Origin of the sequence: Streptomyces sp. NPDC058291, from assembly GCF_042880855.1 — a bacterium.
Classification (GTDB): domain Bacteria; phylum Actinomycetota; class Actinomycetes; order Streptomycetales; family Streptomycetaceae; genus Streptomyces.
On record NZ_JBHVYK010000091.1, the window covers coordinates 8,171 to 30,863 of the forward strand.

The following is a 22,693-nucleotide window of genomic DNA, read 5'->3' on the forward strand; positions in this document are numbered from 1 at the left end:
CCGGGTGCGCGTCCGGTGCGGTGCGCGATCAGGGCCGTTCCGTCGCCGGGACTCCGAACTCGCACCACACGCACTTGCCGCCGCCGCGCGCCTCCACTCCCCACGCGTCGGCGAGCAGGTCCACCAGCATCAGGCCGCGCCCGGAGACGCCGGACTCGCCCGCCTCGCGGCGGCGCGGCAGGGCGCTGGAGGAGTCCTCGACCTCGACGCGCAGCCGGCGCTCGCCGCCGGTGAGCGCCCGCAGCGTGACGATCGCCGCGCCCTCGGTGTGCATGAGCGCGTTGGTGATCAGTTCGTCCGCGACGAGCTCGACCTCGTCGGAGCGGTCCCGGCCGCCCCAGGCGCGGACCGCGGCACGGATCATGTGCCGGGCCTCGGCGAGGGCCTCCGGATCGCCCGGCGCCACATGTTGCTGGAGCCGGTTGCCGGCCTGGGCGCCGTCCGGGCCGCGCCGGCGCAGCAGGAGCAGGGCCACGTCGTCGTCGCCACCGCGCTCCTCGGCGACCTCGATGAGCTGGTCGGCGAGTCTGCGCACGTCGTCGGGGCCGGCGGAGATGAAGGCGGCGAGGGCGAGCATGCCGTCGTCGAGGTCGGCCCCGGGCTGCTCGACGAGCCCGTCGGTGCACAGCAGCAGCGTGTGGCCGGGATCGAGTTCGACGGTGCCGACGGGGTACTCCAGGCTGCCGAACTCGGCGGACAGGCCGAGCGGCAGCCCGCCGGGCACCGCGACGCGCCGGCAGGCGCCGTCGGGGTCGCGCAGCAGGGGGTCGATGTGCCCGGCGCGCACCACCTGGACGACCCCGGTGGTCAGATCGGCCTCCGCGTACAGGCAGGTGGCGAAGCGGTCGGTGTCGAGTTCGTGCAGGAAGACGGAGGCGCGGGCCATCACGGTGGCCGGGGTGTGCCCCTCGGCCGCGTAGGCCCTGAGCACGATGCGCAGCTGGCCCATGACGGCCGCCGCGTGCGTGTCGTGCCCCTGGACGTCGCCGATGACGGCGCCGACGCGGCCGCCGGGCAGGGGGATCAGGTCGTACCAGTCGCCGCCGATGTCGCGGCCGAGCGAGCCGCCGATGGTGGCGGCGCGGTAGCGGACGGCGACGTCGGCGCCGGGCACGCTGGGGATGGTGCGCGGCAGCATGGCCTGCTGGAGGCCCTGCGCGATGTCCTTCTCCTCCTCGTAGAACATGGCCCGTTGCAGACTCTGCGCGATGCTGCTGCCGAGGGCGACGAGGATGTTGCGCTCCTCGGGCGTGAAGCCGCGCCGGTCGCTGTAGAGCAGGCCCATGGCCCCGATCGGGCTGGCCTGCACGATGAGCGGCAGATAGGCCGCCGAGGTGATCCTCAGGTCGGTGAGGTGCGGCCACAGCACGGGGTAGCCGCGGGCGAACTCGTCCGGCGACTCGATGAAGCGGGGGGTGAGGGTGCGCACGACCTCGCTCATCGGGTACGGCTCGTCGATCCGGGTGACGAGCGTGCCGGGCACGAAGCTGCCCTCGGGTCCCTCGGCGATCAGCCGGATGCGCCCGGCCTCGACCAGCCCCATGACCAGACTGGTGGCCCCCAGGTGCGTGAGGCCCTGGGTGTCTTTGAGGACGTCGATGACGTCCTGCACGGTACGGGCGTGCGCCAGGGCCGCCGTGGTGAGCTGGACGACGTTGGTCTGCTCGCGGCGCGCGTCGTCCAGGGCGTCTTCGTCGCGTCGGGCGGCGAGGTCGCCGATCTCGTCGGTCGCGTCGCGCACGATGCCGACGATGCGGCGCGGGCGGCCGGTGTCGTCGCGCCGGATGTAGCCCTGGGTGTGGGTCCAGCGCAGGGCGCCGCCGCGCAGCCGCGTGCGGAAGTAGGCGCCGTAGTTCTCGCTGCCGTCCTTGATCGCCTGGGCGACCAGGGCGTCCAGCCGGATGGCCTCGTTCGGCGGGAGCCGCACGGCGAGCGAGGCCGGGTCGCCGTCGTATTCGTCGGGACGTAGGTCGAAGATCTCGTGGGCTCGGGCGTCCATGTGGAACAGCCCCGAGTCCAGGTCCCAGTCGAAGCTGCCCATGCGGTTGAGCGCCAGGATCGGATCCGGGTGGGCGGGCCAGTCGTCCGGGAGTGACAGGGCGCTCGCTCCCCGATCAGCCATGGGGCCACCTTGCCAGGGTTTGCCCGATTCTTCGACCGGGGGGCGTGCGCCCGCGGCCACGGTCAGCCGAGGACGGTGTCGGCAGGGCTGCCGAAGATGGGATCGGACGGGTCGAGCCCGACGGACTCGTCGGGTCCGTCGGGGATCAGCCCGCCGCCGTCGGGCAGGTCGGGGACCTCGGGGACGGACTCGGGGCCGATGGCGCCGGGCTCGGCGCCGCGGTCGAGGCCGGAGCCGGGATCGGGGTCGGAGCCGGGATCGGGGTCGTCGCCCGGGTCCGGGGCCGGGTCGGAGCCGGTGTCGGAGAGGTCTGTGAGGGGGTCGGCGAACAGGACCCGGCCCTGTGCCGCCGGGAAGACGGCCTCGGGGCCCGGCATCGTGTACTTGGCTCCTTCACCGCCGCGGCCGGCGACGATGAGCGCCGCCGAGAGCGCACAGGCGGTGAGGAGAGGGGCAGTGGGTAGTCGCACCACGTTCTCCCGCATCGACTCGGTCCGCCCCTGAAAGGGGATTCGCCCACTATTGTCTGCCGCACCCGCCACGGTCACGCAAGCGGAGGACATGAACACGGAGCGTGGCCCACGGCGGAGAGGAGGAGCGCACGGCCGTGGAATGGTTCATCGCACCCGAGTACTGGCTCAGCCGGCTGGTCTTCCAGCGGGGCCTGGCCGGCGTGTACCTGGTCGCGTTCCTGACGGCGGTCCTGCAGTTCCGCCCGCTGCTCGGCGAGCGCGGCATGCTGCCGGTCCCCCGGTTCGTGGCGCAAACGCCCTTCCGGAGGGCGCCCAGCCTGTTCCAACTGCGCTACTCCGACCGGCTGTTCGCATCCTGCGCCTGGACGGGCTGCGCGGTGTCGGCGGCGCTGCTGGCCGGAGTGGACGCCCTCGTGCCGCTCTGGGCGGCGATGGCGCTGTGGCTGCTGCCGTGGGCGCTGTACCTGTCGATCGTCAACGTGGGCCAGACCTGGTACGGGTTCGGCTGGGAGTCCCTGCTGCTGGAGACCGGCTTCCTCGCCGTGTTCCTCGGCAACGACGAGGTGGGGCCGCCGGTCCTGGTGCTCTTCCTGCTGCGCTGGATCCTGTTCCGGGTCGAGTTCGGCGCGGGCCTGATCAAGATGCGGGGCGACGCCTGCTGGCGGAAGTTGACGTGCCTCTACCACCACCACGAGACCCAGCCCATGCCCGGCCCGCTGAGCCGGCGGTTCCACCGGCTGCCGAAACCCCTGCACCGCGTCGAGGCGGCCGCCAACCACCTCACGCAACTCGTCGTGCCGTTCCTGCTGTTCACCCCGCAGCCGATCGCGACGGCGGCCGCGTCCCTGATGATCGCCACCCAGCTGTGGCTGGTGCTGTCGGGCAACTTCGCGTGGCTGAACTGGATCACCGTCGTGCTGGCCGTGCCCGCGCTCGCCCTGCCCGGCGGCGACGGTCACCGGACCGCCCCGGCCGCACCCGTGTGGTTCGAGGTCGTGGTCTGCGCCACGGCCGCGCTGCTGCTGTTCCTGAGCCACCGCCCGGTGGTCAACATGCTCTCCCGCCGCCAGGTGATGAACCGCTCCTTCGATCCGCTGCACCTGGTCAACACCTACGGCGCGTTCGGCAGCGTCAGCCGGGTCCGCTACGAGGTGGTCGTCGAGGGCACGCTGGAGGACGTGCCGCGCGAGGACTCCGACTGGCGGGAGTACGAGTTCCGGGGCAAGCCGGGCGATCCCCGGCGTCGGCCGCGCCAGTTCGCCCCCTACCATCTGCGGCTGGACTGGATGATGTGGTTCGCGGCGCTCTCCCCGGCGTACGCCGGAGCGTGGTTCGCCGCCTTCGTGGAACTGCTGCTGGAGAACGACCGCGACACGCTGAGGCTGCTGCGCCGCTCCCCGTTCCCGCCCGACCGGCCCCCGCGGCACATCCGCGCCCGCCTGTTCCGCTACCGGTACTCGACCCGGCGGGAGCTGCGGGAGACGGGCGCGTGGTGGCAGCGGACGTATGTCCGCGAGTACCTGCCGCCGACCCGGCTGGCGGGGGCTCAGAGGCCGTAGACCCGCGTGGCGGTCGTCTCGAAGATCTGCTGGTGCTCGCGGGCGTCCGTCAACTTCCGTGCGAGGTCGAGGACTTGCGCGTACGAGGCGGCGGGCGTGCACACCGGCCAGTCCGAGCCGAACATCAGCCGGTCCGGTCCGAAGGCCTGCAGCACGACGTCGGCGTACGGGCGCAGGTCGTCGGTGCTCCAGGACCCGGGGGCGGCCTCGGTGACCATGCCGGAGAGCTTGCAGACCGTGTTGGGCAGGGCGGCGAGGGCCGTGACGTCCGAGGCCCAGGGCCGCAGCACGCCGGCCGCGACGGGCGGCTTGCCCAAGTGGTCCAGGACGAAGGTGAGCCCGGGCAGCGCGGCGGCCGCCTCGGCGCAGGCAGGCAGCTGGTGGGGCAGGACCACCAGGTCGTAGACCAGTCCGGCGTCGGCGACGGCGGTGAGCCCCCGCCGCACGTCCGCCCGCAGCAGCCACCGCGGGTCCGGCTCGCCCTGGACCTGGTGCCGGACGCCCTTGAGGAAGCGGCCGCCGGGCAGCTCGCGCAGCCGGGCCAGTTCGTCGGCGACGTCCGGGCGGGTGAGGTCGGTCCAGCCGACCACCCCCGCGATCAACGCGTGCGCGTCCGCCAGGGTGAGGAACTCGGGGGTCTCCTCGGCCACGGTGACCGTCTGGACGAGGACCGTGCGGTCGACCCCGGCCGCGCGGGCCTCGGCCGCCAGGTCCTCGACGCGGAAGTCCCGTCGCAGCGGACTGTCCTCGGCGATCCAGTCCTGGTCCCGCACGGACAGGTCCCACACGTGGTGGTGCGCGTCGACGGTCATCGCGGCTCCCCGGCGGTCACGGCAGCTCGCCCACGGCCGTCGGTCACGGCAGCTCCCCCACGGCCGACGATCACCGCAGCTCCCCCACGGTCGTCGGTCACGGCAGCTCGCCCAAGGGCGCGAGTCCTGGCAGTTCGCCCAGGGTGGTGAGTCCCGGCAGCTCCGCCACGGTCACGGCAGTTCCCAGACGACGGGCAGGCCCGCGTCGGCGCCCCCGTCGGAGTAGTCGTGCGGCACGGCGAGCAGCTCGGCCATGCGGGCCTGCCAGCCCACGTTGACCGGCAGCTTCTCCAGCTCGGCGAGGAGCCGGGCGTAGTCCTCGCATTCCAGGACGTGGAACAGGTCCGTCCCGCTGCGCCAGATCGTCCAGCCGGTGGCGCCTGCGGCGCGGATGGCGTCGGTGAGCTCGACCGGCACCTCGCGGTGCGCGGCCTCGTACGCGGCGATCCGGTCCGCGCGCACCTTGGTGTGCAGGGCGACCCTCATGACGGCTCCTTCACGGGCAGCAGTCCGCTCTCGCGCAGCTCCTCCCAGAGCGCGGCGGGGACGGGGGCGGCGAACTGCTCGGCGCAGTCCTCGGCCTCGGCGGCCGAGCGGGCGCCGACGAGGACGCTCGCGACCGCCGGATGGGCGGCGCAGAAGGCCAGTGCGGCGGCGCGCAGGGTGACGCCGTGCCGGGCGGCGGCCTCCTTCATGCGCAGGGCCCTGTGCAGCAGCTCGGCGGGCGCCCGGGCGTAGTCGTACGTCGCGCCGGGTCGTGGGTCGGCCAGCAGGCCCGAGTTGAAGGCGCCGCCGACCACCACCGAGACGCCCCGCCGCAGGGCCGCGGGCAGCAGGTCGTCGCCGGCCCGCTGGTCGAGCAGCGTGTACCGGCCGGCGCACAGCACCACGTCGACGTCGGTGTCGCGGACGAAGCGGGTGAGCATCTCCGTCTGGTTCATGCCGGCGCCGATCGCGCCCACCACGCCCTGCGAGCGCAGTTCCTCCAGGGCGGGATAGCCCTCGCGGAAGGCCTGCTCGGCGTGGTCGTCGGGGTCGTGGAGGTAGACGACGTCGACGCGGTCGAGGCCGAGCCGTTCGAGCGACGCCTCCAGGGAGCGGCGCACGCCGTCGGCGCTGAAGTCCCACACCCGGCGGTGGGTGGCGGGCACCGCGAAGCCGTTGGCCAGGTCGTCGCCGTCCGGCCGACGCACGGGCTCCAGCCGACGGCCCACCTTGGTGGAGACCGTGTACCGCGCCCGGGGGAAGTCCCGCAGGGCGGCGCCCAGTCGCCGTTCGGACAGTCCGAGGCCGTAGTGCGGCGCGGTGTCGAAGTAGCGCACGCCCCGCCGCCAGGCGGCGCTCACGGTGTCGTGCGCCTGGGCGTCGGTGACTTCGGCGTAGAGGTTGGCGAGGGGGGCGGCGCCGAGGCCGAGGGCGCTGACCTGGACGGCGCTGCGGCCGAGGCCGGTCACCGCGGGCCCGCCGGGCGCAACCGCAGGCCCTGCATGCCGCCGTCGACGGCGAGCGCGGTTCCCGTGGTGGCGCCGGACAGCGGGCTCGCCAGGTAGGCGATCGCGCCGGCGACCTCGGCCGCGCTGACCAGCCGGCCGGTGGGCTGGCGGGCCTCCAGGGCGGCGCGTTCGGCGGCCGGGTCGTCGGCCGAGTCGAGCAGCCGGCCGACCCACGGGGTGTCGGCGGTGCCGGGGTTGACGCAGTTGACGCGGATGCCCTCACGGACGTGGTCGGCGGCCATGGCCAGGGTCAACGCGTGCACCGCGCCCTTGGTCGCGCTGTAGAGGGCGCGCTGCGGGAGGCCCGCGGTGGCGGCGATGGAGCAGGTGTTGACGACGGCCGCGTGCGGGGAGCGCCGCAGGTGCGGCAGGGCCGCGCGGGAGGTGCGGACCATGCCGACGACGTTGACGTCCAGGACACGGTGCCACTCGGCGTCGTCGTTGTCCTCGACGGTGCCCTGGGCGCCGATGCCCGCGTTGTTGACCAGCACGTCGAGCCCGCCGAGGTCGGCGACGGCGGCCGCGACCGCCTCGCGCACGCCGACGTCGTCGCCGACGTCGGCCCGGTAGCCGAGCAGCGGCTTCTCGACGCCCGACGGGTCGAGGTCGAGGACGGCGACCCGGGCGCCGCGCTCGGCCAGCAGCTGCGCGGTGGCCCGGCCGATCCCGGAGGCGCCACCCGTCACCAGGGCCGTCAGCCCTTCGAAGTCGCTCACGCCGCCTTCTCCTTCCGGCTTTCGAGGTCGGCGGCCCGCAGACCGCCGCCGGGGCAGGTGCGGGGCGCACTCGCCCTGCGCATCGTGCCCGCATCGGGGTCGCACCGGCTCCGTGGGCCGGGTCCTCGGACGGGTCGATACGCTTGCTGCCGCATATTTATCAGACCACTTCCGTGCGGCAACACCCCCCGACTAGCCTTTTCACCAGGTTCACGGCTCAAGTGGTCCGACCACTGCGGGACCGGGCCGCGGCGCACGGCGACAGGAGAGGCACGTGGAAGAGACCCCGCCCGGCGGGACAGCCGCCCCGAAGGGCACCGTGACGCAGCGCGCCATCGAGCGGATCAAGGCGATGATCGGCGAGGGTCTGCTGGAGCCCGGCCAGCGGCTGCCGACCGAGCGGGATCTCGCGGCCCAGCTGGGCATCTCCCGCAGTTCGGTGCGCGAGGCGATCCGGGCGCTCACGGTCCTGGGCGTGCTGGAGGCCCGGCACGGCTCCGGCATCTACGTCACCCAGCTCCAGGCCGGGGACCTGCTGGAGACCTTCGGCGTGGTCGCCGACCTCTCACGCGGGCCGCGGCTGGTGGAGCTGCTGGAGATCCGGCGGATCCTGGAGTCGACGGCCGCCGCCCTGGCCGCGGCCCGGATCACCCCGGAGCAGTTGGACCTCGTCGGGGAGCACCTCGCGGCGATGAACGCCACGGACGACCCGGAGGAGATCCTCGCGCACGACCTGGCCTTCCACCGGGCGATCGCGTCGGCCGCCGGCAACGAGACGATGGCGGCGATCCTGGAGGGCCTCTCCTCGCGGACCTTCCGGGCCCGGGTGTGGCGGGGCTACCAGGAGGAAGGCGCTTTCGCCCGCACGCGCCGCGAGCACGCCGCGATCCACCGCGCGCTCGTCGCCCGCGACCCGGAGGCCGCCCGCGCGGCGGCCGCCGCCCATGTGGGCGAGGTGGAGGAATGGCTCAGGGCGCAGGTGAACTCCTGAGCCGCGGCCGGTGGCTCGTCGCCGGCCAGGAGCGAGGGCGGCGGGGCCGGCGCCGCGCCCCGCACGCGAGGTCGACGCGAGGGGCTCGGCGGGGCAGAGTTCTCCCACGTACTCGCGAGTAGTGGACACCCCGAGGAGCTGCCGTGACCAACTGGGTCGGTCGGACCGCCGCCGAGATCGCCGCCGCCGTACGCGCGAAGGAGGTCACCCCCCGGGAGGTGGTGGCCGAGCATCTCGCGCGGATCGAGCGGCTGGACGGGCGGATCGGGGCGTTCCGCGTCGTGCGCGCCGCGGCCGCGCTGACCGAGGCGGACGAGGTGGCCGCCCGGCCGGATCTGGCCGAACTGCCGTTGGCCGGGGTGCCGTTGGCGGTCAAGGACAACCTCGGCGTGCGGGGCGAGCCGACGCGGGTCGGCTCGGCCGCGACGCCGGACGCGCCGGCCGACGCCGACCATGTCACCGTGGCCCGGCTGCGGGCGGCCGGCGCGGTGGTCGTCGGCCTGACCCAGGTGCCCGAGCTGTGTGTCTTCGGCACCACGGAGGGCGTGCACGGCACGGCCCGCAATCCGTGGGACACCTCCCGCACCGCGGGCGGCTCCTCCGGCGGCAGCGCGGCCGCGGTCGCCGCCGGGATGACGCCGATCGCGCTCGGCAACGACGGGATGGGCTCTCTGCGCATCCCGGCCGCCAACTGCGGACTGGTGACGATCAAGCCGGGGCACGGGGTGGTGCCGGCCGGGATCGGCGAGGGCGACTGGTTCGGGATGTCGGAGAACGGCCCGCTGGCGACGACCGTCGAGGACGCGCGGCTGATGCTGTCCGTTCTGGCCGGCTCCGCGATCGCGGGACGCCTGGAGCCCGGCGCGCTCAAGGTCGCCGTCTCCGTCCGCAGTCCGCTGGCCGGCGTCACGGTGAGCAGGCCGTACACGGAAGCGGCCCGGGAGGCGGCCGGGGTGCTCGTGCGGGCGGGACACCACGTGGAGCGGGCCGAGCCCCCGTATCCGCTGTCGCTGGGGGTCACGTCGCTCGCGCACTGGACGGCGGGCACGGCCGTGGACGCCGCCGGCCTGGACGCCCGGCTGCTGGCCCGGCGCACCCGGGTCCACGCGGCCGTCGGGCGGCGCTTCCTGAGCGGGGTGCGCGGCGGTACGGCCCGGGAGGAGCTGCGCAGGCGTCTGGAGCCGTTCTTCGCCCGGTACGACGTGCTGCTCACTCCGGCGCTGGCGCGACGCTCGCCGAAGGCGGCGCCGTGGCACGAGCGGGGCTGGCTGCGCAACGTCCTGGTGAACACGAACTACTCGCCGCTGACTCCGCCGTGGAACCTGACCGGCTGGCCGGCGATGGCCGTCCCGTTCGGGACGCTGCCGTCCGGCGCTCCCACCGCCGTGCAACTGGTGGGCCGACCGGGTACGGAGGGCGAACTCCTGCGCCTGGCCGAGCAGATGGAGACGCTGCGCCCGTGGCGGCGGACAGCGCCACTGGACTGAGCGGAAGCGGAAGTCGCAGCGGCAGCGCCGGACGACCGCAGGGCCCCGAGGGAGGGCCGTAAGGCCGAAGAACGGGTGAGGCCGGTGTGCTGCATGGGCGCGAGCCGGGTGCGCGCACGCCCATGCGTCGGCGATCGCGAGGGGTCCCGCGGGCGGGTTCAGTCCACGCTGGGCAGGATGTGCGGCTCGGCGAGGTCGTCCTCGTAGCCCGCCAGGCGGATCGGGGCGGAGCGCGCCCACACGTCGAGGCTGCCGAGCTCGCCAGGTCGGCGGCCGGCGCGCTCCGTGCGTTCCTTGGGGCGCTGTTCGCGATTCGTCTTCTCCGGTGTCACCGCGCACTCCTTATGTGTCGGATCACCCTCGGGGCGTGCCGGCCACTCTGCGGTCCGGCGCTGGACGCTCCCTCGGGTAGGGCTGGAGTCGATGACGACGCGGTTGCGTCGGTGACTCCCAGGAGAGCTGGCCGTTGTGAACCGGCTTGTCCCAGACGGACGATGGGTGTGGGTGGCACTCCGTCCTGCTGTCCGTCGGCTACAGCGTAACCAGATGAGCGGGGCACCGCTCGATAGGGCCCGAAAATTTGGGGTAACCGTGGCGAGTCACCCGTATGTCCCCGCAGGTGAATTGAACCCTTATGCCGCCAGATGCGCCGGTTGGGTTCACCCGTCCGGCGTACAGCGGTGAACACCCCTGCCGATCCGGCGCGTCGTTCAGACGCCGTTCGCCCGATCGTCGGCAGGCCATGGTCTGCTGATGTGCACAACGGCTGACTCGCGGGAGGACTGACGCATGGAGCTGCGCAGCGTCGAGGAGCTGATGGACCTGCTGTACGCGTGCCGGGGTGTACGGGACACCGCGCACGGCCCGGCTCCCGGAGCCGACCTCCACGACCACGCGCTGCGGACGGCCGCGCTGCTGCGCCGCGGCCGGCCCGCGGACAAGGAGCTCCAGCTCGCCGGGCTGGTCCACGCCGTCGGGCATCTGCTGCGCCCCGCCGGCCCGGCCGGCCGGGCCGGGCTCGCCGCCGACGCGGTAGGACCGCTGCTCGGACGACGGGTCGCCCGTCTCGTCCGGCTGCACCCCTGGCGCGGCGGCCCCCTCGACGACGATCTGCTGAGCCTGCGCCAGGCCGACGAGGACGCTCGGACGACCGTCTTCGACGCGGGCGTCCTGGAGGACTGGCGCACCGTGCTGGAGCTGGTCGCGGCGCGCAACTCCCGTCTGGGGGCTGTCGACTGACGGCCCGTCGTGAGACGGTACGGCGATGACGTCCTCGCACGGGCGGTACGGTCTGCACGGTCTGGCCGCCGTCGTCACCGGGGCCACCCGGGGCATCGGCCTGGCCGTGGCGCGGGCGCTCGCCGACGCCGGGGCGCAGGTGTGCGTGAGCGCACGCGACCCGGACGACGTGCGGCGCGCCGCCGCCGAGCTGAACGGCGTCGGCCTGGCCGGGAGCGTCGTGGACCCCGGCCACCCCGAGGAACTCACCGGGCTGTGCCTGCGCGCGTTCGGCCGGCTCGACGTCCTGGTCAACAACGCGGCGACGAACCAGCCCTACGGCCCCCTCATGGACGCCGATCCGGCGCTCTGGCGGGAGGCGTTCGCCGTCAACGTCGAGGCGCCGCTGCGGCTGGTTCAGTGCGCGTGGCGCGGCTGGATGCGCGAGCACGGCGGGACGGTGGTCAACGTCTGCACCGAGGGGGCCGCGCACACCGGTCCCGGCGTGGGCGCGTACGGCACCAGCAAGGCGGCGCTGCTCCACCTCACCCAGCAGCTGGCGGGAGAGCTGGGCCCTCGGGTCCGGGTCAACTCGGTCTCCCCCGGCCTCGTCCGCACCGAGATGGCGCGGTTCGTCTGGGAGCCGGGAGAGCGGGAGACCGCGGCCGGCCTGCCGCTGGCCCGTATCGGCGAGCCGGAGGACGTGGCGAGGGCGGTGCTGTGGCTGGCGTCGGACGAGGCGCGGTGGATCACGGGCGCGGATCTGCTGGTGGACGGCGGCACCCGGGTGCGCAGGGCCCGCCTCGCGACCTGAAGGCCGGCGGCCGCCCGCGCCCCGGCCGACGCGACCGCGCCGCGCCGGTCCGACCGTCGGGGCTTCCCTACCCGCCCGGGACCCCTGCCGCCGATCCGGGGTCCCGGTCGCCGGCCGGGGTTCCTACCACTTGCCCGGCGCGTAGTCCTTCAGGAAGACCCCGTACAGGTCCTCCCCCGCCTCGCCCCGCACGACCGGGTCGTAGACGCGGGCCGCCCCGTCGACGAGGTCGAGCGGCGCGTGGAACCCCTCCTCCGCGAGCCGCAGCTTGTCGAAGTGCGGGCGCTCGTCGGTGATCCAGCCGGTGTCGACCGAGGTCATCAGGATGCCGTCGCTCTGGAACATCTCCTGGGCGCTGGTGCGCGTCACCATGTTCATCGCGGCCTTGGCGGCGTTCGTGTTCGGGTGGCCGGCGCCCTTGTACCCGCGGCCGAAGACGCCCTCCATCGCCGAGACGTTGACGACGTAGGCCCGCCCGCTCGTCGCCTTCCTGGCGGCGTCGGCCATCGCCGGACGGAGCTTGCTGATCAGGATGAACGGCGCCGTGTAGTTGCACAGCTGGGTCTCGAGGAGCTCCACCGGGGAGATCTGCTCGATGGTCTGCACCCAGGTGTTGGTGTCGACGACGTCGGGGACCAGGCCGCCCGCGTCGATCGCGGTGCCGTCGAGGTGCCGGGCCACGCTCGCGTTGCCCGCGACCAGGGCGAGGTCGGCGACCTGCTGGGCGTCCATGCCGCTGATCCCGACGGGCAGCGCGGCCAGGCCGTCCACCGCGCCGGAGCCGAAGGCGCCGATGACGTGGTGGGCGGGGAGCTCGCCGGCCGGCAGCGGCGCGCTCTCGCCGTCGACCAGGGCGGCGTAGGCGGAGGGCAGCCGGCGCACGGTCTGCGTCGCGTTGTTGATGAGGATGTCGAGCGGGCCCGCCTCGGCGACCCGGTCGGCGAGGGCCACGGCCTGCGCCGGGTCGCGCAGGTCGATGCCGACGACCTCCAGACGGTCGATCCAGTCGGCGGAGTCGTCCATGGCCTTGAAGCGGCGGATGGCGTCCTTGGGGAAGCGTGTGGTGATCGTCGTGTGCGCGCCGTCGCGCAGCAGCCGCAGGGCGATGTACATGCCGATCTTGGCGCGGCCGCCGGTGAGCAGCGCCCGCTTGCCGCTGAGGTCGGCGTGGACGTCACGGCGCGAGCGGTTCAGCTCGGCACAGTCCTGACAGAGCTGGTGGTAGAAGTAGTCGACCTCGACGTACCTGGTCTTGCAGGTGTAGCAGGAGCGCGGCCGCTGGAGTATCCCCGCGATCCCGCCCTCCTGCGTGACGGACGACGGCAGGATGCCCTCGGTCTCGTCGTCGATGCGCTGGGCGGAGCCGGTGGCGGTGGCCTCGGTGACGGCCTTGTCGTGGGCGGTCTTGGCGGCCCGGCGCTCCTGCCTGCGGCGCTGCTTCACGGTGCGGTAGACGCCGGCGGTGGCCCGGCGCACGGCGATCGCGTCGGGGTGGTCGACGTCCAGCCCGTCGAGTTCCTCCAGCACGGCGAGGCACACCGCGAGCCGCTCCGGGTCGACGCCGGGCCCGTACACGACCTCGTCCACGACGTCCTCCGCGATCGCCGCCGAGCCGTCCTCTGTCACCGTCATCGCGCTGCCGCTTCCCTGCTCACCTGTGCGGCGCTCCGACCGCGCCCGCCTACGAACAGGGGATTTTACGGAGCGCCGGGCCGCTCCTCCAAACGCGTTCCCGTCAAGAGCCGCAGGCCGTGATGAGCGTCTCCACCTCGGCGGTCAGCGCGCGCGCGAACCGGTCGAGATCGGGGACGGCCTCGGCGTCGGCGACCAGCCCGTAGTGGACCCGGCCTCGATACGTCGAGACGGCGACCGCCAGGGCCTGACCGCGGGCGAGGGGGGCGTACGGGAAGACCTCGCCGAGCGGGTTCCCGCCGAGTCTCAGGCCGAAGCCGGGCAGCGGGACGCTGGTGACGAGGATGTCGAACCAGAGCCGGGCGGCCTGACCGACCACGGGCCCGCCGAGACGGTGGGCGAGCGCCGGGACGTGGTCGGCGAGCAGGGCCACGGCGCCCGCGCCGCGGCCGGGCCCCGCGTCCTTGTTGCGGTCCATGGCGGTGCGGCAGTGGGCGAGCCGGCCGAGCGGGTCCGGGTCGTCTACCGGAAGCCGCAGCATGTATCCGGAGAGTCGGTTGCCCCGGGGGTGGGCGCTGCGCGGACGGCGCTGGGAGACGGGGATCAGCGCGCGGGGCCGCACGCCGGCGCTGCCGTCGCCGCGCTCGTCGAGCCAGCGGCGCAGGGCTCCCGCCACGACCGCGATCAGCACGTCGTTGACGGTGCCGCCGGCGACCTTGCGGACCCGGTGCACGTCGTCGAGGTCGATGACGACGCCGGCGGTGCGGCGGGTGCCGGTGGACTCGGCGGTGAGCGCGGTGCTGGAGCGGACGCCGAGGCCCGACACCGCGACCGAAGCGCCGATGTCGAGGGCGCGGCCCACCTCGGAGACCGCTCCGCGCAGCAGGCCGGGCAGCCTGCGCACATCGGGGATCAGGGGTGCGGCGGGCCGGGCGGGCCGCGGCCGCGGCGCGGGCATGTCCATGGGGTCCAGGACCGCGGCGGCCAGGGTCAGCGCGCGCAGTCCGTCGGCGAGGGCGTGGTGGAACTTGAAGAGGACGGCGAAGGAGACGCCGTCCTCGCCCGGCAGCACGTGCGCCTCCCACGGCGGGCGGCCGCGCTCCAGAGGCCGTTGCATGAGCCGGCCGGCCTCGGCCTGGAAGTCGGCCGCGCGCTCGTGCAGGCGGACGTGGTGCAGGGGGTCGAAGCCGGGGTCGGGTTCGCGCACCGCGCCGCCGAAGGCGAGGGGCTGCCACACGTCCCGGATCCGCATGCGCAGCCCGGGGACCGCCGCCGCCCGCGCGGCGAGCAGATCGGCCGCGTGCGCGGCGGCGGCGGGCGACTGCGCCGAGAAGAGGCCGAGCGCCCCGAGGTGCATGGGGTGGTCGGCGGACTCGATGTTCCAGAACGCCAGGTCCAGCGGTGCCAGCAGGTCATCAGCAGTCAAGGGCTTGCCTCGCGTCACGGTCGGGTGAGAAAACAGTCAACCTCTCACCAGCGATTACGGTCAAGTACGACCGCACTACGCACAGTTAACATCCGGTGACGTTCCCGTCTCGCGCCGTGTCACGAGACGCACCGGCCTGCACCGACCGTCGACCGCCGACCCGCCGGGCCGGCTACGTGACCAGCTGGCCCTTGCCCAGGGCGATCACTCCGCCCTTCGAGACCGTGTACAGCTCCGCGTCGCGCTCCGGGTTCACCCCGATGGTCGCCCCCGGGGGGACCTCGACGTTCTTGTCCAGGACCGCCCCACGCACCACCGCACCCCGCCCGATGTGCACGTTGTCGTGCAGGATCGAGCCCTGCACCACCGCACCCGGGTCGACCACGACACCCGGGGACAGCACCGACCGGGTGACCTGCCCACGGATCAGGCATCCCGAACTGATGATCGACTCGCCGGCGATGCCGCCCGCGTTGAAACGCGCCGGGGACAACTGGCCCGAGTGGGTGTAGATCGGCCAGGTGCGGTTGTACAGGTTGAACGCCGGCCGCTCGGCGATGAGGTCCATATGGGCGTCGTAGTAGGCGTCCAGCGTGCCGACGTCGCGCCAGTACCCCTGATCGCGGGTCGTCTCCCCGGGCACGTGGTTGTCCTGGAAGTCGTACAGCCCGGCCTCGCCGCGCTCGGTGAGCTGGGGCAGGATCGAGCCGCCCATGTCGTGCACGGACCGTTCGTCCTCGGAGTCGCGCTGCAGGGCCTCGATCAGCGCCTTCGTGGTGAAGATGTAGTTGCCCATCGACGCGAACACGGACTCCGGGTCGTCCACCAGCCCCGGCGGGTCGGCGGGCTTCTCCAGGAACCGCTCGACCGTCTGGCCGTCCGAGCCCGGAGTGATCACCCCGAACGAGGAGGACTGACCGCGCGGCACGCGGATGCCGGCGACGGTCACGCCCGCGCCGCTGTCGATGTGCTGCTCCAGCATCTGCCGCGGGTCCATGCGGTAGACGTGGTCGGCGCCGAACACCGCCACGTACTCGGGCCGCTCGTCGTAGATCAGGTTCAGCGACTGCAGGATGGCGTCCGCGCTCCCGAGGTACCAGCGCGGGCCGAGCCGCTGCTGCGCCGGGACCGGCGTGACGTAGTTGCCGAGCAGGCTCGACATCCGCCACGTGGTGGTGATGTGCCGGTCCAGCGAGTGCGACTTGTACTGCGTCAGCACGCAGATGCGCAGGACGTCCGCGTTGACGAGATTGGACAGCACGAAATCCACGAGCCGGTACGTGCCGCCGAAGGTGACCGCCGGTTTGGCGCGGTCCGCGGTCAACGGCATCAGTCGCTTGCCCTCACCGCCCGCCAGCACGATCCCGAGCACCGAAGGCCCACCACGACGCATGGCCGCTCCCCTCACCCTGGTTGATACCCATGGCTGCCCCGGCGCGGGGCTCTCTACGCCTGTTTGAGGATCTCCTCGTACAGTCCGACGGTACGCCGGGCCACGGCGTCCCAGCCGAACTCGCCGACCGCCCGGGCCCGCCCCGCCTCCCCCATGCGACGCGCCGTCGCCGCATCGCCGAGGATGGCGTCGAGGGCGCGGCCGAGGCCCGCCTCGAAGGCCTCGCCCCCGCCGTCCAGGGAGACGAGCGTGCCGGTCACGCCGTCCTCCACGACCTCCGGGATGCCGCCGACCCGGGACGCCACGACGGGCGTGCCGCACGCCATCGCCTCCAGGTTGACGATGCCGAGCGGCTCGTAGACGGAGGGGCACACGAACACGGCCGCATGGGTGAGGAGCTGGATCACCTCGGGACGCGGCAGCATGTTCGGGATCCAGTGCACGCCGTCCCGGGCCCGGCTCAGCTGCGCGAAGAGGTCCCGGAACTCCTGGTCGATCTCGGGGGTGTCGGGGGCGCCCGCGCACAGCACGACCTGCGCCGCCGGGTCGATGTCCCGGACGGCGCGCAGCAGGTGCGGCACGCCCTTCTGGCGGGTGATCCGGCCGACGAACAGCACGAACGGGCGGTCCGGGTCCAGACCGATCCGGGCCAGGGCGTCGGTGCCGCGGTCGGGGCGGTAGAGCGCGGTGTCGATGCCGTTGTGCACCACGTGCACCCGGTCCGGGGCGAGCGAGGGGTAGCAGGCGAGGATGTCCGCGCGCATCGCGCCGGAGACGGCGATCACCGCGTCGGCGGCCTCCACGGCGCTCCGCTCGGCCCAGCTGGACAGGGCGTAGCCGCCGCCGAGCTGCTCGGCCTTCCACGGCCGCAGCGGCTCCAGCGAGTGCGCGGTCACGACGTGCGGAACGCCGTACAGCTGCTGGGCGAGATGCCCGGCGAGGTTGGCGTACCAGGTGTGCGAGTGGACGAGTTCGCGGCCTTCCAGGGCCGCCGCCATGGCGAGGTCCACGGAGAACGTGCGCAGCGCGTCGTTGGCCCCGTCGAGCGCCGACCAGGGGCGGTGGCGCTGTACGCCGTCCGTGCGGCCCTCGCCCCAGCAGTGCACGTCGAGGTCCACCAGCTGCCGCAGCTCGCGGGCGAGGAACTCGACGTGGACGCCGGCGCCGCCGTACACGTCCGGGGGAAACTCCCGGGTCAGCAGTCCCACTCGCACCCGTAACCCCCATCTCAGCGACCGGTTCCCTTTCATGGTCACTCACACGGGGCTCATGCGGAAGTGCACGGGGGTCGTGTGAAGCAACAGTCGCCGCACAGGCCCCCGCCCGGCGCCCGGTAGTACAGGCAGCAGCTGCGGCGGCGGAAGGCGGCGCCGGTGAGGACGCCGGCATCCGCGAGATAGGGGTGGGCGAAGAGGTCGGCGGTGAGGCCACGCGCGCGTGCGGCGACCTCGGGGCGGCCGTGCGCACCCGCCCACTGCTCCAGCAGTCGGGCGGTCGAGGCCAGAGCCGACCCGGCGTTGCCCCGCAACAGGCCCTCCGCGACGCGGTAGCGGGCCCGCAGGGCCGCGCAGAGGGGCTCCAGGTGAGCGTCGACGACCACCTGGGCGACGGTCGCCGCGTTCCCCGGCCGGGCCCGTACCCGCGTCAGCCACAGGTCGTCCGGGGCGGACCCGTCCGGGTCCCAGCGCAGCAGCTCCGGGGCGAGGTCCGGGACGCTCCCGTACAGCGCCGCGCAACCCAGGGCGACGGACCACAGACGGGCCGCGAGCCCCTGGTGAGCCACGGAGGCGCCGATCCGGTCCTCCGGGGCGCGCAGGGCCCGTACCACCGCGCGGACGCGGGACGTCAGGGGATCGTCAGGGGCCCTCGGTGATGCGCTGTCGGCGGGTTCGCGGTACGCCCGCGCAAGGGTCGGCAGCACGCCGGCCGGGCCCGGCGAGCCCTCCGCCTGGGTGTGCAGGGCGAAGAAGCCGCCGAGCGGGCGCAGCGCGGCGAGATCGGGGTCGAGGGTCACGAAGTGCAGTCATACCAGGGGGTGTCGGGGTCGGTGATCAGGGGTGCCCCTGGTCCGTCACCCGCCTGAGGGAGGACGGCGGGCCCGTCGTACTCCATCGGTAGTAGGACTCATTGGGTGCTCAGGGACGACGACGGGAACAGATCGACAGGGCATCGTGTTCGGTATGGATGACGACCGTTCGCCGCGTCGGGCCCGGTGCCCCCGCCTCACGCAGAGGAGCAGCTCATGAGCGCCCTCGCGTTCTCCGTGGTCCTGTCGCTCGTCTCCGCTGTCGCGTACGCGGCCGGGGCGATCGTGCAGGAGCAGGTCGCGGTGACCTCGCCCGACGAGGAGTACGCCCCACTGCGCCGTCCGGGCTGGTGGGCCGCGGTGGCGCTGAACGGTCTCGGCGGACTTCTGCACGTGGTGGCGCTGGCCTACGGTCCGCTCAGCCTGGTCCAGCCGCTGGGGGCGCTGACCATCGTGTTCGCACTGCCCATGGCGGCGCTGTTCGTCGGCCGCAGGGCCGGGGCGACGGCCTGGCGCGGCGCGATCATGGCGACCGTGGGCCTGGCGGGTCTGCTGTCCCTGGTCGGGGCGTCCGACGCGCATTCGCTGACCACCGCGCAGCGGGTGGCGGTGGCCGTGGTCACCGCGGGCGCGGTCGTGACCCTGATGATCGCCGGGCGCGCCGCGCACCGGCACCCCGCGGTCCGCAGCATGCTGCTGGCGACCGCGTCCGGCATAGCGTTCGGCATGTCGTCGGTGTTCACCAAGACCGTCGCCGTCGACTGGACCGACGGCGTCTCGGCGGCCGACGTCCCCTCGCTGGCCGTGATCGGCGTGCTGGCCACGGCCGGCATGCTGCTGTCGCAGGCGTCCTACCGCGGTGCGGGCCTCGCGGCTCCGCTGGCCACGCTGACCGTGGTCAACCCGGTGGTGGCGGCCGCCGTCGGCATCACCATGTTCGGCGAGACCTTCCGTTACGGCAGCACGGGCACCGCGCTCGCCCTGGGCTGCGGCGTGGTGGCGGCGGGCGGCCTGATCCTGCTCACGACGGAACGCCTGCAGACGAGCCACGCACAGCCCGCGGAGGCCGCGGCCACCACGGTTCCGGCCACCGGGGACGCGGTCACCGCGGCCCCGGCCGTCGAGACGCCGGGCGCCCCGCCCGTCGACAAGGCGGCGTTCGACACGGCGGCGTTCGACACGGCGGTCGAGAGCGCGCGGTCGGGCGCCGCGTCGCGGGGCGGGATCGCGCCCCGGCTGCCGGAGCAGGCGGCGGCCTCGCCGCTGGACGGCGTGCGGCTCGACGACATCCGGCTGGACGGCGTACGGCTCGACATGGAAAGCGTGCGACCCGGAGACGGTCCGGCGGAGGGCGGCGACCACCGGCCGGCGCCCGCGCCGGTGTCGCTTCCGGTCGGCGCGGGGGACGACCCCTACGGGGAGGAGCCGTCCGACCCGGACGCGCCCGCGTCGTTCTACACCCCGTTGTACGGAGGTCTGTTCGTCCCGATGCCGGTCGTGGACCGGCATCGGGAGCGGGTCAAATCCTGACGCCGCCGGCCCGCAGATAGGACAGCGGGTCGACGTCCGTCCCGAAGCCGGGCCCCGTCCGCACCTCGAAGTGCAGATGCGGGCCCGTGCTGTTGCCCGTGGAGCCGGAACGGCCGATGCGCTGGCCGCCGGTCACCGACTGCCCGTCCCGGACGGAGATCGCCGACAGGTGGGCGTACTGCGTGTAGCGGCCGTCGGCGTGCCGGATGACCACCTGGTAGCCGAAGGAGCCGCCCCAGCCCGCGCTGACCACCTCGCCCGCCTTCACCGCCTTCACGGAGGTGCCGGTGGGCACGGGGAAGTCCACGCCCGTGTGGTAGCCCTTCGACCATGAGGATCCGGTCGCGTGATACGGCGTCCCGGTGGCCGCGCCGACGGGTGCGACGAGTGAATGGCCGGTCCTCGCCTTGCCGCCGTCGGCCTCGCGGGCCTTCGTGCGCTTGGCCGGTCTGCCCTTGCGGGCGTCCGGGGAGGTCTTCGGCTTCTGCGCGCGGGGTGTGCCGCCGCCGGAGGGGTGCGCGGCGCTCGTCCGGCCGTTGAGGCTGAGCCGCTGCCCCGGCAGGATGAGGTCCGGGTCGTCGCCGACGGTCGTCCGGTTGGCGGCGTAGAGCCCGCGCCAGCCGCCCCGGACCTCCTCGGCGTCCGCGATTGCGGACAGGGTGTCGCCGTGGACGACCGTGTACATCCGCGCGGTGCCCGCCCGGGACTGCGGGGTGCTCTGCGGCCGCACGTCGTCGAGGGACGTCCTGGACGCCTTCGAGACGGGGGACGTCCGCGCGGTCGGCCCCGCGGAGGACCTGGCGTCGGAGGACGCCTCGGCGGACTTCGCGGCGGCGCCGTGCGGGTGGACGGCGGGAGCGTCGCCGCCCCGGCTCAGTCCGGCCCGTCCCGAGCACACCGGCCAGGCGCCGGGGCCCTGGCCGTCGAGGACCCGCTCGGCCACGGCGATCTGCTGGTCCCGGGTGGCCAGATCCGCGCGGGGGGCGTACCGGGCGCCGCCGTACGCCTCCCAGGTGGACCGGGTGAACTGCAGCCCGCCGTAGTAGCCGTTGCCGGTGTTGACGCTCCAGTCGCCGGTCGACTCGCAGGCGGCGACCTTGTTCCAGGTGTCCACGTCGGCCGCCTGGGCGGCTCCCGCGCCGATGAGCGGAATCGCCATGCCGGCGCCGCCCACCGTGACGGTGAGCGAGGCTCGGTTGATCCTGCTCGGCTGATACCGGCGGTGCCGGCCCCGTACGGCCATGGAGATCCCCCTCGACATGCATGTGTCAGGAGCGGCAAAAGTATGGGCGCCGAACAGGCCATGACAAGACGACAACCGGCCGCACCGGCTCTCTCGGGGGCGCGCGGGGGGCCTGCCGGGAAACCGGGCCCGATACCCGTCAGGATGGTCGCGAGGACGATACTGACGGGCACACCTCTCCAAGGAGCCAACCGTATGAGCACTTCAGCCCAGATCGGCGTCACGGGTCTCGCGGTGATGGGGCGCAATCTCGCCCGCAACTTCGCGCGCAACGGTTACACGGTCGCGCTGCACAACAGGACGGCGGCCCGTACCCGCGCCCTGGTCGAGGAGTTCGGCGACGAGGGCGAGTTCATCGCGGCCGAGACGGCCAAGGAGTTCGTCGCGGCGCTGGAGCGGCCCCGCCGGCTGGTCGTCATGGTGAAGGCCGGTGAGCCCACCGACGCGGTGATCCGCGAGTTCGCCCCGCTGCTCGAACCCGGCGACATGATCATCGACGGCGGCAACGCCCACTTCGCCGACACCCGCCGCCGTGAGCGCGAGCTGCGCGAGCAGGGACTGCACTTCGTCGGCGCGGGCATCTCCGGCGGCGAGGAGGGCGCGCTGCACGGCCCGAGCATCATGCCAGGTGGTTCCGCGGAGTCGTACGAGTCGCTGGGCCCGATGCTGGAGAAGATCTCCGCGAAGGCGGCGGACGGTTCGCCCTGCGTCACCCACGTCGGCCCGGACGGCGCCGGCCACTTCGTGAAGATGGTCCACAACGGCATCGAGTACGCCGACATGCAACTCATCGGCGAGGCCTACCAGTTGCTGCGGGACGTCGCCGGGTTCGAGCCCGCGGAGATCGCGGACGTCTTCCGCACCTGGAACACCGGCCGCCTCGACTCCTACCTCATCGAGATCACGGCCGAGGTGCTGTCCCACGTCGACGCGGCGACGGGCAAGCCCTTCGTGGACGTCGTGGTGGACCAGGCGGAGCAGAAGGGCACCGGCCGCTGGACCGTGCAGATCGCGCTGGATCTCGGCGTCCCGGTGTCGGGCATCGCGGAGGCCGTCTTCGCCCGCTCGCTGTCGGGTCACGCGGCGCTGCGCGAGGCCTCCCGCGACCTGGCCGGCCCGAAGGCGTCCGCGCTGGGCGCGGCGGAGGCGCAGGCCTTCGCCGACCGGGTGGAGCAGGCGCTGTACGCCTCGAAGATCGTGTCGTACACCCAGGGCTTCCACGAGATCGCGGCGGGCAGCGAGGAGTACGGCTGGGACATCGACCTCGGGGCCGTCTCCGCGATCTGGCGCGGCGGCTGCATCATCCGGGCGGCCTTCCTCGACCGGATCCGGGCGGCGTACGGCGCCCGCGCGGACCTGCCGAGCCTGCTCTCCGACGAGACGTTCGCCTCGGAGATCGCGGCGGCCCAGGACGCGTGGCGCGAGGTGCTGGTGTCCGCGACGCTCCAGGGGGTGCCCACGCCCGGGTTCGCCGCCGCGCTCGCGTACTACGACGCTCTGCGCGCCCAGCGCCTGCCCGCGGCGCTCACCCAGGGCCAGCGGGACTTCTTCGGCGCCCACACCTACCGGCGGGTGGACCGGGAGGGCGCGTTCCACACCCTGTGGGGCGGGGACCGCTCGGAGGTGGACGCGTAGCCCTGTCGGGTGGGCCCGTCCGGCGGCCCTGTCCGCCGGGCGGCCACGGCCGACGGCTGACGGCAGACGGCAGACGGCTGACGGCTGACGGCTGACGGCTGGACTCGGCCGGGAGGACGTGAG

General features: G+C 73.8%; 20 protein-coding genes. 7 read left to right on the forward strand and 13 right to left on the reverse strand.

Annotated features, from left to right (window positions below):
* Window positions 1-28: 28 nt before the first annotated feature.
* The gene (locus tag ACFVYK_RS31865) at window positions 29-2,122 is read right to left on the reverse strand and encodes a SpoIIE family protein phosphatase (protein WP_389779997.1); all 2,094 of its coding nucleotides are present in this window, start codon (window positions 2,120-2,122) and stop codon (window positions 29-31) included.
* Between the two features lie 62 nt (window positions 2,123-2,184).
* The gene (locus tag ACFVYK_RS31870) at window positions 2,185-2,592 is read right to left on the reverse strand and encodes a hypothetical protein (protein ID WP_389779999.1); all 408 of its coding nucleotides are present in this window, start codon (window positions 2,590-2,592) and stop codon (window positions 2,185-2,187) included.
* Window positions 2,593-2,729: 137 nt separating this feature from the next.
* Here ACFVYK_RS31870 and ACFVYK_RS31875 point away from each other — a divergent pair, with 137 nt between their 5' ends.
* Entirely contained in the window at window positions 2,730-4,154 is a 1,425-nt protein-coding gene (locus ACFVYK_RS31875; RefSeq protein ID WP_389780030.1) for a lipase maturation factor family protein, read from the forward strand.
* On the opposite strand, the gene ACFVYK_RS31880 is transcribed toward ACFVYK_RS31875, so the two are convergent.
* The 4 genes from ACFVYK_RS31880 to ACFVYK_RS31895 all read right to left on the reverse strand — a co-directional run bounded on the left by ACFVYK_RS31880 (window position 4,142) and on the right by ACFVYK_RS31895 (window position 7,175).
* Window positions 4,142-4,966: an amidohydrolase family protein gene (locus ACFVYK_RS31880; protein WP_389780001.1), complete on the reverse strand. Its 825-nt coding sequence runs from the start codon at window positions 4,964-4,966 to the stop codon at window positions 4,142-4,144. The two genes, ACFVYK_RS31875 and ACFVYK_RS31880, sit on opposite strands and share 13 nt — an antisense overlap.
* A 171-nt stretch (window positions 4,967-5,137) precedes the next feature.
* On the reverse strand, window positions 5,138-5,452 hold the full coding sequence (locus tag ACFVYK_RS31885; RefSeq protein ID WP_389780003.1) for an L-rhamnose mutarotase: 315 nt from the start codon (window positions 5,450-5,452) through the stop codon (window positions 5,138-5,140).
* Window positions 5,449-6,420, reverse strand: a complete 972-nt coding sequence (locus tag ACFVYK_RS31890) for an aldo/keto reductase (RefSeq protein WP_389780005.1) — start codon at window positions 6,418-6,420, stop codon at window positions 5,449-5,451. Before ACFVYK_RS31890 ends, ACFVYK_RS31885 begins: the two co-directional genes overlap by 4 nt.
* Window positions 6,417-7,175 carry an SDR family NAD(P)-dependent oxidoreductase gene (locus tag ACFVYK_RS31895; protein ID WP_389780007.1) on the reverse strand — a complete coding sequence of 253 codons (759 nt, stop codon included), beginning with the start codon at window positions 7,173-7,175 and terminating at the stop codon, window positions 6,417-6,419. The genes ACFVYK_RS31890 and ACFVYK_RS31895 overlap by 4 nt, the downstream gene beginning before the upstream one ends.
* A 274-nt stretch (window positions 7,176-7,449) precedes the next feature.
* Between ACFVYK_RS31895 and ACFVYK_RS31900 the strand changes: the two genes are divergently transcribed.
* Together ACFVYK_RS31900 and ACFVYK_RS31905 are read left to right on the forward strand one after the other, a co-directional pair.
* Window positions 7,450-8,166: a FadR/GntR family transcriptional regulator gene (locus tag ACFVYK_RS31900; protein WP_389780009.1), complete on the forward strand. Its 717-nt coding sequence runs from the start codon at window positions 7,450-7,452 to the stop codon at window positions 8,164-8,166.
* A 143-nt stretch (window positions 8,167-8,309) separates the two neighbouring features.
* Window positions 8,310-9,653, forward strand: a complete 1,344-nt coding sequence (locus ACFVYK_RS31905; protein ID WP_389780011.1) for an amidase — start codon at window positions 8,310-8,312, stop codon at window positions 9,651-9,653.
* A gap of 158 nt (window positions 9,654-9,811) precedes the next feature.
* Here the strand turns inward: ACFVYK_RS31905 and ACFVYK_RS31910 are convergent, their stop codons facing one another.
* Window positions 9,812-9,985 (reverse strand): hypothetical protein, encoded by a 174-nt coding sequence (locus ACFVYK_RS31910; RefSeq protein ID WP_106980896.1) that lies wholly within the window; start codon window positions 9,983-9,985, stop codon window positions 9,812-9,814.
* 457 nt (window positions 9,986-10,442) lie between these two features.
* Here ACFVYK_RS31910 and ACFVYK_RS31915 point away from each other — a divergent pair, with 457 nt between their 5' ends.
* Window positions 10,443-10,892, forward strand: coding sequence for a hypothetical protein (locus ACFVYK_RS31915; RefSeq protein WP_389780013.1), 450 nt, complete (start codon window positions 10,443-10,445; stop codon window positions 10,890-10,892).
* A gap of 25 nt (window positions 10,893-10,917) precedes the next feature.
* Window positions 10,918-11,685: an SDR family oxidoreductase gene (locus ACFVYK_RS31920; RefSeq protein WP_389780015.1), complete on the forward strand. Its 768-nt coding sequence runs from the start codon at window positions 10,918-10,920 to the stop codon at window positions 11,683-11,685.
* Between the two features lie 123 nt (window positions 11,686-11,808).
* Here ACFVYK_RS31920 and ACFVYK_RS31925 read toward each other — a convergent pair whose 3' ends face one another.
* The 5 genes from ACFVYK_RS31925 to ACFVYK_RS31945 form a co-directional block, all read right to left on the reverse strand.
* The gene (locus tag ACFVYK_RS31925; RefSeq protein WP_389780017.1) at window positions 11,809-13,317 is read right to left on the reverse strand and encodes an SDR family NAD(P)-dependent oxidoreductase; all 1,509 of its coding nucleotides are present in this window, start codon (window positions 13,315-13,317) and stop codon (window positions 11,809-11,811) included.
* A 103-nt stretch (window positions 13,318-13,420) separates the two neighbouring features.
* Window positions 13,421-14,743: a wax ester/triacylglycerol synthase family O-acyltransferase gene (locus ACFVYK_RS31930; RefSeq protein WP_389780019.1), complete on the reverse strand. Its 1,323-nt coding sequence runs from the start codon at window positions 14,741-14,743 to the stop codon at window positions 13,421-13,423.
* 172 nt (window positions 14,744-14,915) lie between these two features.
* A complete protein-coding gene (gene glgC, locus ACFVYK_RS31935) occupies window positions 14,916-16,136 on the reverse strand; it encodes a glucose-1-phosphate adenylyltransferase (protein ID WP_389780020.1) in 1,221 nt (406 codons plus the stop codon).
* Between the two features lie 53 nt (window positions 16,137-16,189).
* Window positions 16,190-17,350, reverse strand: a complete 1,161-nt coding sequence (gene glgA / locus ACFVYK_RS31940) for a glycogen synthase (protein WP_389780021.1) — start codon at window positions 17,348-17,350, stop codon at window positions 16,190-16,192.
* Between the two features lie 53 nt (window positions 17,351-17,403).
* Entirely contained in the window at window positions 17,404-18,150 is a 747-nt protein-coding gene (locus ACFVYK_RS31945; RefSeq protein ID WP_389780022.1) for a (2Fe-2S)-binding protein, read from the reverse strand.
* A gap of 228 nt (window positions 18,151-18,378) precedes the next feature.
* Here ACFVYK_RS31945 and ACFVYK_RS31950 point away from each other — a divergent pair, with 228 nt between their 5' ends.
* Complete coding sequence (locus ACFVYK_RS31950; protein ID WP_389780024.1) at window positions 18,379-19,692, forward strand: DMT family transporter; 1,314 nt, start codon at window positions 18,379-18,381, stop codon at window positions 19,690-19,692.
* On the opposite strand, the gene ACFVYK_RS31955 is transcribed toward ACFVYK_RS31950, so the two are convergent.
* Entirely contained in the window at window positions 19,682-20,935 is a 1,254-nt protein-coding gene (locus ACFVYK_RS31955) for a transglycosylase family protein (protein WP_389780025.1), read from the reverse strand. The genes ACFVYK_RS31950 and ACFVYK_RS31955 overlap by 11 nt on opposite strands.
* 195 nt (window positions 20,936-21,130) lie before the next feature.
* Between ACFVYK_RS31955 and gndA the strand changes: the two genes are divergently transcribed.
* Window positions 21,131-22,570, forward strand: coding sequence for an NADP-dependent phosphogluconate dehydrogenase (gene gndA / locus ACFVYK_RS31960; protein ID WP_389780027.1), 1,440 nt, complete (start codon window positions 21,131-21,133; stop codon window positions 22,568-22,570).
* The last annotated feature ends 123 nt before the right edge of the window (window positions 22,571-22,693 follow it).